This is a genomic window from Pseudomonas sp. NY15374 (assembly GCF_048068255.1).
GTDB lineage: Bacteria > Pseudomonadota > Gammaproteobacteria > Pseudomonadales > Pseudomonadaceae > Aquipseudomonas > Aquipseudomonas machongensis.
In genome coordinates this window covers 123,928-135,668 of sequence record NZ_JBLUPZ010000015.1, presented here as the reverse complement: position 1 = coordinate 135,668, position 11,741 = coordinate 123,928, and the positions used below count along the sequence as shown (strand labels likewise).

Annotated in this window: 8 protein-coding genes; all 8 read right to left on the bottom strand. The window is 64.4% G+C overall.

Annotated elements, in window-relative coordinates; genetic code table 11:
- Positions 1–119 precede the first annotated feature (119 nt).
- Positions 120–1,223 carry a mannuronate-specific alginate lyase gene (locus ACNFHO_RS25100; RefSeq protein ID WP_063546037.1) on the bottom strand — a complete coding sequence of 368 codons (1,104 nt, stop codon included), beginning with the start codon at positions 1,221–1,223 and terminating at the stop codon, positions 120–122.
- 7 nt (positions 1,224–1,230) lie between these two features.
- Complete coding sequence (locus tag ACNFHO_RS25095) at positions 1,231–2,676, bottom strand: alginate O-acetyltransferase (protein WP_151925181.1); 1,446 nt, start codon at positions 2,674–2,676, stop codon at positions 1,231–1,233.
- A 13-nt stretch (positions 2,677–2,689) separates the two neighbouring features.
- On the bottom strand, positions 2,690–4,246 hold the full coding sequence (gene algG / locus ACNFHO_RS25090; RefSeq protein ID WP_151925180.1) for a mannuronan 5-epimerase AlgG: 1,557 nt from the start codon (positions 4,244–4,246) through the stop codon (positions 2,690–2,692).
- Between the two features lie 18 nt (positions 4,247–4,264).
- The gene (locus ACNFHO_RS25085; RefSeq protein ID WP_063546035.1) at positions 4,265–5,743 is read right to left on the bottom strand and encodes an alginate export family protein; all 1,479 of its coding nucleotides are present in this window, start codon (positions 5,741–5,743) and stop codon (positions 4,265–4,267) included.
- Positions 5,740–7,251 carry an alginate biosynthesis TPR repeat lipoprotein AlgK gene (gene algK, locus ACNFHO_RS25080; protein ID WP_416767709.1) on the bottom strand — a complete coding sequence of 504 codons (1,512 nt, stop codon included), beginning with the start codon at positions 7,249–7,251 and terminating at the stop codon, positions 5,740–5,742. Before algK ends, ACNFHO_RS25085 begins: the two co-directional genes overlap by 4 nt.
- 13 nt (positions 7,252–7,264) lie before the next feature.
- The gene (locus tag ACNFHO_RS25075) at positions 7,265–8,431 is read right to left on the bottom strand and encodes a PilZ domain-containing protein (RefSeq protein ID WP_372822110.1); all 1,167 of its coding nucleotides are present in this window, start codon (positions 8,429–8,431) and stop codon (positions 7,265–7,267) included.
- A gap of 36 nt (positions 8,432–8,467) precedes the next feature.
- The gene (locus tag ACNFHO_RS25070; RefSeq protein WP_172964813.1) at positions 8,468–9,949 is read right to left on the bottom strand and encodes a glycosyltransferase family 2 protein; all 1,482 of its coding nucleotides are present in this window, start codon (positions 9,947–9,949) and stop codon (positions 8,468–8,470) included.
- Positions 9,950–10,011: 62 nt separating this feature from the next.
- Positions 10,012–11,328, bottom strand: a complete 1,317-nt coding sequence (locus tag ACNFHO_RS25065) for a nucleotide sugar dehydrogenase (protein ID WP_054894919.1) — start codon at positions 11,326–11,328, stop codon at positions 10,012–10,014.
- Positions 11,329–11,741 lie beyond the last annotated feature (413 nt).

Genomic DNA, 11,741 nt, shown 5'->3' with positions numbered 1-11,741 from the left:
GGGGGGGATCCCGTGGGCCGGGGGGGGGGGGGGGGGGCCCGGGTTTGGCGCCCGGCGTGGCGGGGTGGTGGACCCGGCGCCCCAACCGGGGGCACACCCCCGCTCCCACAGGGGTCACTTCATTTTTTGCTTTCAGCGCTCGGGTCGTAGACCCGTGTCATGTCGCCACCCATGCGGAAGCTGTTGAACGGCTGCATGTCGTGCTTGCGCTTGAGGGTGTCGCCGACGCACTGGTACAGCGCGCACCAGGGTTCGAGCCAGGCGTACTTGCTGTCGACCTTGAGGTCCTTGAGGTCCTGCTTGACCCCGGCGCGCTCGGCGAAGTGCACCGGGTCGCGGGCACCGGCCAGCACGCCTTCGCCCAGACGCTGCAGGGCGAAGTTGTTTTCCTTGCGCAGGTCCACGCCATTGACCTGGGCGAAGCTGGCGATCATCGCCAGCGGCGGCAGGGCGTAGTTGTGGTAGGCCAGCGCGCGCTGGCGACGTTTGATCTCGTTGGGCAGGAAGCCTTGGTCGTCGATCTGGTTGGCGCCGACCTTGAACTCCTTCACTGCCCAGTCGAACAGGTCGCGCCGGTCGGTGGCCACTGCCGTGGCCATCACCGACCAGGCCGCCCAGTAGCTATGGTTGTTGATCTTCTCCAGCGGCAGGTCGCTCCAGTCGCGCACGGTCTGTGTCGCCAGCTTGGCGAGCCACTTCTCGATCAGCTCGGCCTCGGCCTGGTGCGCGGCCAGTGGCTGGGAGTTGGAGAACTTCAAGCGCAGCCACGAGCCGCTCATGCTGCCCAGCGCCCATTTGCGCATGGACTTGCCGGTGTGGTTGAAATCGGTGGACTCCAGCGCATCGGCGCGCGCCCAGGTGCCGAGCCAGGTCAGCACGCAATCGAGCTGGGCCGGGCGACCGTCGCGCATGTACTGACCGACCATCTTGCTGACGCCCTTCTCCAGGGTGGTGATGTCGGCGGTGGAGTCGCGGAAGGCTTTTTCAGAGGCGACGTTGAGCGTTGCCCGAGCCTTGTCCGAACCCTCGTACTTGCTGCGAAACTGCAGCGCGCCGGTGTAGGGCTTGGGCGCGGCTTCGCAAGTGAAGTTGCCGTCGCTGGTCTTGAGTTTCTCGATGCCCTCGTAGTAACCCTGCGGGGGCACCAGCGCAGCCTGCGCGGCACCGCCGAACAAGGCCAGCGCGAGCAGGGCGGGGCTGAAGGTTCGCTTCAATGTCGTCATGTTCGCCTCACTGGCCGGCTTGCGCGGTGTTGCGCGCGCTGCCGGCGAAGTTGTTGCGTTTGCAGAGCTTGGCCTCGACTTTCTGGGTGCCGTTTTCCGGGCCCTGGACTTCCAGGGCCAGCAGGTTCTGGCTGGCCCAGTCTTCGTCCTCGCGCATCTGGAAGACGAAGCGTCCGTCGGTGTCGGAGGTCTCTGGTTTTTCGATCTTGATGTCCTCGTGGCGCCCGTTCAGGTACCAGAGGGTGGCCTGCAGCACCTTGACCGAGGTGTCCTCGAAACGGATGTCGAGCTGGTGATTGCGGTTGACCAGGTCCTTGATCACGCCACCCTTGCCGTTGACCATCAGCTCGTTCTTGCCCGGCTTGAGTGTGGTGCTGGCGCTCATTTGCGCCGGGCGGCCATCGCAGCCATCGTCGAGCAGGCCGAGGATCTGCCGCCAGATGGTTTCCTGGTCCAGGCGGTACAGCGGCGAGAATTCCCAGATCAGGATCTTCGGCGGGTTCTTGTGAAACTCCTCGCTGCCCAGGTACTGGATCATCGAGCCTTCCAGGCCGCCGCCGGGGAAGGCGACGTTGAGTACGTCGGCGCCGATGTACTGTTCCAGAAAGCCCGAGAAGTTGTAGTTCTTGCCACTGTGGCTGGTGCCGACCAGGGTGATCTGCGCGTTGCCTGAATCGCCGAACAGGTCGTCGCCGCCGCTGGCGCCCCCCTTGGGTTCGGTGGCGAACTGGTCCATGTACTGCACCGCATAGCTGGTGCCGCACAGTTGTCCGGCGACGTTGTGCAGGGTGCCGGTCTTGCCCATGCGTCCGGATTTCCGGGTTTCGAATTCCTTGCGTGGAATACCCTCGAAAGCCGGCATCTTGTGCACGGTGTCGGCCACGATCTTCGCTGCGCGCTCGGCGCCGTAGGGCGTCCAGTGCTGGTCGCCGCGGAAGTAGAAGTCCTTGCCCTGGTCGGCGGCGGCGAGCTGCTCGTTGGTCAGGGGCGAGAGGTCGGGCACGTTGTAGCCCATCCGGGCGAAGCGCTGCAGCATCGCCTGGTAGTTGTGCAGGGCTTTCTGGTAGTCGAAGGCAGCCTTCTCCTCGGGCTTGAGCATGTTGCGGTTTACCAGGCCACGGGTCGGCTGGTAGACCACCACCAGCTCCACGCCGCGTTTCTTGAACGCATCGTGCACCTGCTGCAGGCGCTTGTAGCCGCCGGGCGTGGTGTCGAATTCGGTGCGCAGGTCTTCGCGGGTACGGAACAGCCAGTCGCCCTGGGCCTGCACCAGGGTGGTGAAGTTCTGCTGGTAGCGGGTGGTGTAGCGGCTGGCGTCGTGGGCCTCGGGGCACAGCTGGCAGCACGGCTCGGCGCTGAAGCTTGGCGGCTGCACGTCGTCGGCGCGCACGCCCTGGCTGATGGCCAGGAGGGCGGCGGACAGGCCGAGCAGTTTCATCAGGTGTGGGGTCATGGTCTGGGCTTCCTTAATCGATCATTTCGGTCTGGCGTTCGACCGGGTCGATCAGCACGGCCTTCTGCTGGCGCACCAGCAGGTCGAGGATTTCGTCCTGGCGCTCGCCGAGCACGCCGTTGAGGCTGATGCCGCTGGACTTGCGCGGGGCGAGCATGGAGACCTTGTACAGCTCCACCGACAGCGGCGAGTCGATCGACAAGGGCCCGGAACCGTTGGCCGCCAGCTCGCCGCCAACCACGATGAGCGACACCTTGGTGTCGAACGGGTCGAGGGCGATGTCGCGGTCGGTGTCAGAGAGGTCCTTGATGTGCCCGTACACCCCGACCAGGCCGTTGGCCATGGCGATGTTTTCGTACAGACGGATGTTCACGCTGTTGCGTACGCGGATGCCGTGGCGACGGTTGTTGATCAGCTTGTTGCCCCAGATCAGGTTGTCGCCGCTCTCGTAGAGGGTTATGCCGTCGGTGTGGTTGCGGTAGATCTCGTTGTAGGCGATCAGGTTGTTGACGCTGTTACGGTCGATCACCACGCCCGAGAGCTTGTTGTCGTAGCTCTTGTTGTTGATGATCCAGCTGTCGTTGACCTCACGCGAGACGATGATCCCGTGCTTCTTCTTGGTGCCGTACACGGTATTGCCGGCAATGATCAGGCGGTGCGAGCGGTCGTGCGGGTCGATGCCGTAGACGATGTTGTCGCGGTAGGTCGAGTCCTTGACCACGAAGTCGCTGGTCTCGTAGCAGTAGAAGCCGTACCACATGTCGCTGAACTCCGAGCCGATGATCCAGCCGGTCGGTTCAGGGCGGCCCATCTGCTTGGCCATGTTCGGCGTGTACTGCGAGATGCTCACGCCATACGACTTGGACTTGGCATAGCCGAAGCTGGCCATCTTGCTGTTGACGATGTACGTCTCGGTGCCGCCCCAGCTGAGCAGGAACGGGCGGAATTCCTTGGGCGAGCGGAAAGTCGCCGGGCCGTTGGCCTGCTCGCGCCAGCCGGTGACCTGGGTATCGCTGACGAACAGCTTGCCGTCGTTGACGATGAACGAGCCGCCCTCCTGGGAGAGGCGCAGTTCCTTGACCTTGCCGTCGATCTCCAGCACGCCCTTGCGTCCGACCACGATCGGCAGGCGCGCCAGATACACGCCCGGCGAGGTTTCGCGCAGGTACTGGGCGGGCACCTTCTTGCTCAGTTCGACCAGGTCGACATGCCCGTCATCGACGAAGATCGCCTGGGGGATGCCGTGCTGGCGCTGGACCCACTCGGCGGCCTTGTTGTCGCCGCCGATGAATTCCTTGAGCGACTCTTCCTGGAGCATGCGGCGCACGCTGACCTTGCCCTTGTGGCGGCGGTCGATCTTCTGTTGCACGGCCTGCGCGGTGTAGCCGGAGAGGTCGGGCAGCTTGGGCGGATCCATCTGCAGCGGCTCGATCGGCGCGCTGGCGACGGTGTAGGTCTTGGCCTGTTGCAGCTCCTTGGCGATCACCGCCGGCTGGGCGGCGGCCATGCCGCTGGCCAGCAGCAGGGCGCTGGCGAGCAGGCTGTGGCGAAGGTTCGGGTGCAGGTTCATAACGGTCCTCTCCCGGCCTCAGAAGCGCCAGATCACGTCGACGAAGGCGCGGTGCATGTACGAGTCCGCTTCCTTGCCATAGGCATCGCCGGGCTTGAACACACCGGCGCGCAGGCGTACCAGGGCCGACGGCTCGTCGATCGACTGGCTCAGCGAGGCGGGCAGCAGGCCCTGCTTGAAGTACTTGGTGACCACCACGTCCATCTCCTGGCCCAGGTCTTTCTCGCCGTTGATCAGCGGACGGTTGATGCCATCGTCGTTGACCACCGCATTGATGCCGCTGGAGCCGATGTTCTGGTTGCCATCGACGCGCCAGAACTTGTGGTAGATGAAGCTTGCGTCGTAGTCGTCGCGCAGCTGCCAGGAGGCGAACAGGGTCGCGGCCTGCAGGTTGCCCAGCTCGCCGCGGAACGCCTCGCCGAAACGGTGCACGCGCGAGCGGGTGCCGGTGAAGTTGGAGCGGTTGCTCTCAAGGCCGGTCTGCTCGAAGTTGTTCGAGCCATCGCTGCCGCCACCACCGCTGCCACGGGCATAGGCCGCGCCGACCTGCCACTGCGGGTCGAGGCGCAGGCGGATACCGAGGTCGGTGGCCCAGGCATTGACGTCGCCGCTCTGTTTGCCGGTGGCGACCTGGTCTTCGCCGACCAGCTGGCTGCTGAGGCTGTCGCGATTGCCGGTCAGCCAGGTGACGCTGCCCCAGTAGTTGACGGTATGGTCGTTGCGCCAGTTGTAGGCGTCGCTGTTGGCCTCAAGGCCCAGCCAGGTGAGGTCGCCGGTGCGGGTCTTGTCGAGGGCATCGACGGTCTCGCCGGGGTTCTTCAGGCTGCCGCTGTCATGGGTATGGTGGGCGCGCAGGCCGACCCAGTGGCCGGGTGTCCACTGCGTGGCGATGTTGCCGTAGACGTGCGTGCGGTCCTTGTCTTCTGGGGCCAGCTCGGTGAGGTCGGTGCGGTATTCGCTGAAGCGTTGGGCGACACCGAGGTCGGCCTTGAGCAGGGTGGTGTCGAAGCTCCAGTTCAGCGCCTCGATGTTGGTGTCGCGCCACATGCCGTCGTCGCTGCGCAGGCGCTGGCGGCCGAAGCGCAGTTGCTCGCCGGGGTAGGGCGTGAAACCGCTGTAGCCGATCCAGAATTCGCGCAGGGCCAGGTAGCTCTTGTCCGGCTTGCGGCTGTCGTCGCCGGTGTCGACGGCGGTGCCGTCGTCGTTCTGGCGCAGGGTGTCGGTCTCGATGATGTCGGTGGCAGTCACCGCCTGGCCCATGGCGAAGGCGCTCCAATTGCCGCGCTCGCCATACACCCAGGGACGCAGGTCCAGGCCCAGGCCGTTGACGTCGCCGCCGGAGCGGGTGCCCAGGTCACGGTCGTCCTCGGACTGGCCGGTGATCTTCACGTCCAGGCCGAAGTTCTTCACTGCGGTTTCCGCGGCCAGGGTCGGCAGCGACCACAGCAGGGCGAAGCTCAGGCCGATGCCGGCTTTCACGAAGGGATTGAGCGTCATAGCGAGTCCTCGGCGTCTACGTCTTTCTCGTCTTGCAGGGCGTCCAGGGCCAGCGGGCTGTTGCTGGCCTGGAGCATCCCGGCACGCGCCTTCTTCTCCTGCTCCAGCAGGCGCTGGGCCTGGCTGCGCTGGTCGGGCGTGAGTTGCTGGTCGAGTTGCTGCAGCAGTTCGCTGGACTGCGGCGTCGGGTTGGCCTGGGCAAGCTGGGCGAATACCCAGGCGTTGCCGGTGTTCTGGCGGATGCCGTGGCCTTCGCTGTAGAGCTGGGCCAGGGCGTAGTCGGCACTGAGCTGGCCACCACGGGCGGCACTGAGCAGGTGGTCCACCGCTTTCTGCGGTTCGACATGGCCCAGGTAGCCGCGGCGGTAGAGCTGGCCGAGGTAGTAGTGGGCGCTGATTTCGCCGGCGTCGGCGGCGGCCTGCAGGTGTTGCTCGGCCTTCACGGCATCGGCCGGGACGGTCTTGCCTTCGTAGTAGAGGCGGCCCAGCAACAGTTCGGCGCGGGGCTGCTCGGCTTCGCGGCCCTTGTCGATGTAGGCCATCAGCTGGTCGGTGTCGCCCAGTTCAGGGAAGTCGTAGAGCAGTTGCGCAAGGCTGACCCAGGATGCCGGGTTGGCCGGGGCGACATGTTCGAGCAGGTCCTTGGCGGTCCTCTCGTCGGTCTGGCCGAGGCTCCGGTCGGCGAGCACGCGGGCGACGCTGTCGACCCGTGTGGCAGGCACCGCATTGCGGGCATAGGCGGCCTTGAGCTGGTCGAGCAGGGCGGCCTGCTGGTCGGGTTGGGCGCGTTTCTGGTACACGGTGGCCAACTCCACGTAGCAGATGTCGGTGCTGCTCAGCGCGGCCTTGCAGATCTTCTCCACCTCGGCCAGGTGCTGGTCGTAGGTGCCTTGGGTGCGGTACAGCAGCACCTGGGCCAGGCCCGCCTCGGGGTTGCCGGCGGCGCGCCACTGGTCGATCTGCTGCTGGGCGTTGATGTTCGGGAAGCTCTGCGGGTATTGCAGGTAGAGCATCGCCAGCGGGATCAGGGTGTTGCCCTCACCTTGCCTGGCCGCGAGCTTGAGCAGTGTTTCGGCCTCTTCGCGTTCGGCCTGGGTGCTGTCGGGCTTGGCCACCAGCAGGCGGCCCAGGCGTGCCTGGGCACGTGGTGAGGTAGCGGCTGCGGCGCGGTAGGTGGCTTCGGCCTGCTTGAGCTGGGCCGGGTCGCGGGTGCCAACCTGAATGTCGGCCAGGCCGACCTGTGCGTCGCTGTAGCCCAGGTCGGCAAGTGCCTTGTAGTTGGCCTCGGCGGTGGCGGTGTCGCCGCGCTTCAGGGCCTCGTTGGCCAGGCGCTGGTCAGGCAAACCGACGCAGCCGGCCAGGGTGATGGCCAGGACGCAGAGCCCGAGAGCCCTGTGGGAGCGGGCTTGCCCGCGAATGGCCGGGACGTGCGATGAAGGTGTGCCTGCTGGCCCCTTCGCGGGCAAGTCCGCTCCCACGGGGACGCAGGGATAATTGTTCGGCGTCATCGTCCTGTCCCCCTCAGAGCCCGCGGGCCACGGCCTTGTCGATCAGCCAGTTCAGCGAGGGACCGCGGTCGCTGTTCACCGAAGCCGGGCGGCCGGCCAGCTCTGCAGGCAGCGACTCGTCTGGCTTGATCTGCACGCGAATGTCCGAAGCCAGGTTGTCGTTGTCCAGGCTGGCGCTGCCGACGATCACACCGGTGCGCACCTCGTCTTCGCCGGCGATCTGGAAGTTGACCCGGGTGCCCGGCTTGACCTCGTCGAACTGGCGATAGCTGAAGCGCGCCTCGACCATCGGGTTGGTGGTGCGCGGGATCAACTGGTAGACCACCTGGCCCTTGCTGGCGTACTGGCCGTCATCCACCAGCTGGCGGGCGACCACGCAATCACAGGGGCTGGTGAGGGTGCCGGAAAGTTGCTTGCCGAACAGTTCCTCGACCTTGGCTGGCTCCAGTTGCGAGTCGTCCAGATGGCCCTTGAGCAGGTCGAGCATGCTGGTGTTGAAGGTCGCCAGCGGCGCGCCTTTGACCACCTGCGCACCGTTTTCCACCAGGCTCTGCATGCTGCCGTCGCGGGGCATGGTGACGTTGGTAGTCGGTACTGCGACCACACCGGCCTCGGCGTGGCTGACGAAGTACAGACCGTACAGCGATTTGGCGACGAAACCGAAGGCGGCGATGCCGACCACGAACACGCCCAGGGTGACGGTGACGGCACGCAGGCGACCGAAGGCCGAAAGGCCGGAGCCTGCGTCCTTCTGCTTGCGCGCCTTGGTGAAGTTGTCGCGCTGCAGGGTACTGAGCACATCACCGACGCTGATCAGCTCGCCGGACAGGTGGGAGGTGATGATGTGACGCAGGGTGGCGATATCTCGCGGTTCCAGGTTCTGGAATTCGACACCGGTGCGGCCGCTTTGCGGATCGCTCGAGCGCACCAGGAACTCGATGTCCATCGACAGCCCCAGGTTGTCGACCACGAACTGCAGGCGACCACGCGCGACATCTCCGACCGGAAGGGCTTTTTTGGCATGGAACGACAGACCACCGGCGGAGAGGTCGTCGACCTTCACATCCTGCGGCTGGCGCTCGCTGTCCAGGTAGCGCAGCTTGGCCGGGATGCGCACCCGGGCGTGCTGGCGCTGGGCTTCGGACTCATGCACGACGTTGACGTTCACGGCGGTATTCATGGCGATTTGTTCCTGTTGGATCGATCCGGGTTGGGCTCACACGACCATGAACAGCACAGCGACGAAGATGCTGGCGGCCGAGAAGGTCATGGTCCGAGAGGACCAGGTGTTGAACCATTGTTGAAAGCTGGCGAGGTCACGTTTCAGCGCAGTCGGCTGGCGGGTCCAGGACTGCTTGTCGAGGCGGAAGAACACGTAGATCTTCATCAGCGCGCCGACGATCTGGTTGTAATAGAGGATCAGCGGATAGGCCGGGCCGACACTGTGGCCCGAGCACAGCAGCATGATGGTGAGGATCAGGCGGGTGATGCCGATCCACAGCAGGTACACCAGCAGGAACTGCAGGCCGAACTTGAAGCTGGCGATCACGGCCACGGTCAGGCCCAGCAGGCTGGTCCACATCGACACACGCTGGTCGAGCAGCACGATGCTGGTGAACAGTCCCAGGCGCTTGAGGCCCAGGCCCAGGGCGCGGGAGTTCTGCCGCAGGTTGTTGCCATACCAACGGTACATGAGCTTGCGGCTGGCCTTGACGAAGCTCTTCTCCGGCGGATGCTCGACCGTGTTGATCGCCGCGTCCGGCACGTAGAAGGTGTCGTAGCCCAGGCGCATCAGGCTGAACCAGCTCGACTTGTCGTCGCCAGTGAGGAACTTGAAGCGGCCCAGGCGCCAGTGCATCAGCGAGTCGCTTTCGACGTCGGCGATGAACTCGGGGTTGGTGACCACGCTTGCGCGGAACATCGACATGCGCCCGGTCATGGTCAGCACGCGCTTGGACAGCGCCATCGAGCACATGTTGATGTGGCGCTGGGCGAAGCGCAGCTTGTGCCACTCGCTCATGATGTAGCCGCCGCGCACTTCGCAGAATTCGTTGGTGGTCAGGCCACCGACATTGGGGTAGAGCTTGAACCAGGGCACGGTCTTGCGAACGACGCCTTCGGCCAGCACGGTGTCGCCGTCGATCACCGCAACCACGGCGTTTTCGTCCGGCAGCATCCGCGAGATGGCACGAAAACCGTAGGCCAGGCCGTCGCGCTTGCCGGTACCGGCGATGCGCACGAAGTCCAGGGCGACGTGCTCGGGCGGGTTGTACTTGGCCCACAGGCTCTTGACCAGCAGCTCGTCGGACTTCTCCACCAGCGAGCAGACCACGGTGGTCGGATAGCCGCATTCGATCGCTTCGCGGATCACCGAGCTGTACACCTGGGCGGTGGTCAGCGCATCGATGCGAAAGCTGGTGACCATCAGGTACACATGAGACGGTTCGGCTGCCTTGCCCAGCTTCTGCACCTTGCGGCGCAGGTAGGGGTAGACCAGGTACAGGAAGATCATGCCGCGGATGAAATGGGTGGCGCCCATGGAGTAGCGCCAGATGCCGACTGCGCCGACCAGGAAGATGAAGTGCTTCGACTGCGAATCGAAGATATCGCTGGGCAGGGCCAGGGCGATCAGCATGAGCAGGCTCATGTAGAGCAGCCATCCGGCGCACTGCAACAGCACTGTCTGGAGCCTTTGCATGTTCAGCATCCGTCGCGAGAATCAGGAGAATGCGGGGCCGACCGGCCCCGCGTCGGGCTGGCTTACCAGCAGATGCCTTCGGTGCGGGTGAGGGTGCTGGTGGGCTTGCTCATGAAACCGACCAGATCGATCACCTGCTTGCCTTCCGGTGCCTGCTGGGCAAGGGCGCGGAACTGCTCGTCGCGGTTGCCGAGGATGATGATGTCGGCGCCATCGACCACCTTCTGGAAGTCGGCGTTGAGCAGCGACGAGACATGCGGGATCTTCGACTCGATGTAGTCCTTGTTGGCGCCGTGGACACGGGCGTACTCGACGTTCTGGTCGTAGATGTTCAGCTCGTAGCCCTTGCCGATCAGGCGCTCGGCCAGTTCCACCAGTGGGCTTTCGCGCAGGTCGTCGGTGCCGGCCTTGAAGCTCAGGCCGAGCAGGGCGATCTTGCGCTTGTCGTGGCTTTCGATGATGTCGAAGGCGTTCTGCACCTGCGACTCGTTGCTGCGCATCAGCGAGTCGAGCAGCGGCGCCTTCACATCGAGGCTGGCAGCGCGGTAGGTGAGGGCGCGCACGTCCTTGGGCAGGCACGAACCGCCGAAGGCGAAGCCTGGGCGCATGTAGTACTGCGACAGGTTCAGGGCCTTGTCCTGGCAGACCACGTCCATCACTTCGCGACCATCGACGCCGACCGCCTTGGCGATGTTGCCGATCTCGTTGGCGAAGGTCACCTTGGTGGCGTGCCAGACGTTGCAGGTGTACTTGATCATCTCGGCCACTTCGATCGGCTTGCGGATGATCGGCGCGTCGAGCTCTTCGTAGATCGCCTGCAGCACGTCGCCGCTGGCGCTGTCCAGTTCGCCGATGACGGTCATCGGAGGCTGGTCGTAGTCCTTGATCGCGGTACTTTCGCGCAGGAACTCGGGGTTGACCGCCACGCCGAAATCGACGCCGGCCTTCTTGCCCGAGCAGTCTTCGAGGATCGGGATCACCACGTTCTTCACGGTGCCTGGCAGCACGGTGCTGCGTACCACGATGGTGTGGCGGCGGGTGGTGTCGCGCAGCACGTAGCCGATCTCGCGGCACACCGATTCGATGTATTCCAGGCCCAGGTCGCCGTTCTTCTTGCTCGGGGTGCCGACACAGATCATCGACACGTCGCTGGCGCGGATCGCCTCGGCGAAGTCGGTGGTGCCACGCAGGCGACCATTGGCGATGCCTTGCTGCAGGAGTTGCTCCAGACCCGGCTCGACGATCGGCGACTTGCCCTGGTTGATGAGGTCGATCTTGGTGGTGGACACATCCACACCAATCACTTCATGGCCCCTTGCCGACAGGCAACCTGCACAGACGGCACCCACGTAACCCAAACCAAAGATGCTGATACGCATCGTATTCACCTCGTGTGTTTATCACGCCGGCTCTTTCGAAGAACCGGACCGGGTTGATTGACCTGCTTTTACGGGCGCACGGATCCATGGCGAATTGACACTTCACCGAACGCAGGCATGAATGAATCCGGAGCGCAAACAGTGCTGCGCTCAAAGTTGGCAGTAAAAGGCCAGTTATAAAAAGGCGTGCCCTGAGATGCAGCCGTCTTTATTGCAACGCGTTATCGGGTGCGCTGCTGTGCTTGTTCTTTCAAGTGAATAAATCCTTTGAAATCAACCACTAGGACGATTAGTAAGGGGCGCGGCTCTCCTGCTTTAACAGACCGCTTGGTTATACCGAAGCGGTAGTCGAAGTTATCAGTGCAGGTAGTGAGTACCTGCCACTTGTCCTCTGTAAGTCATCTCTCACGTTG

Bases quoted from the DNA above. Each gene is read 5' to 3' on its own strand.
- algG (WP_151925180.1), bottom strand. From the start codon at position 4,246: ATGAACCTGCACCCGAACCTTCGCCACAGCCTGCTCGCCAGCGCCCTG.
- ACNFHO_RS25075 (WP_372822110.1), bottom strand. From the start codon at position 8,431: ATGAATACCGCCGTGAACGTCAACGTCGTGCATGAGTCCGAAGCCCAG.
- ACNFHO_RS25095 (WP_151925181.1), bottom strand. From the start codon at position 2,676: ATGACCCCACACCTGATGAAACTGCTCGGCCTGTCCGCCGCCCTCCTG.
- algK (WP_416767709.1), bottom strand. From the start codon at position 7,251: ATGACGCCGAACAATTATCCCTGCGTCCCCGTGGGAGCGGACTTGCCC.
- ACNFHO_RS25065 (WP_054894919.1), bottom strand. From the start codon at position 11,328: ATGCGTATCAGCATCTTTGGTTTGGGTTACGTGGGTGCCGTCTGTGCA.
- ACNFHO_RS25085 (WP_063546035.1), bottom strand. From the start codon at position 5,743: ATGACGCTCAATCCCTTCGTGAAAGCCGGCATCGGCCTGAGCTTCGCC.
- ACNFHO_RS25070 (WP_172964813.1), bottom strand. From the start codon at position 9,949: ATGCAAAGGCTCCAGACAGTGCTGTTGCAGTGCGCCGGATGGCTGCTC.
- ACNFHO_RS25100 (WP_063546037.1), bottom strand. From the start codon at position 1,223: ATGACGACATTGAAGCGAACCTTCAGCCCCGCCCTGCTCGCGCTGGCC.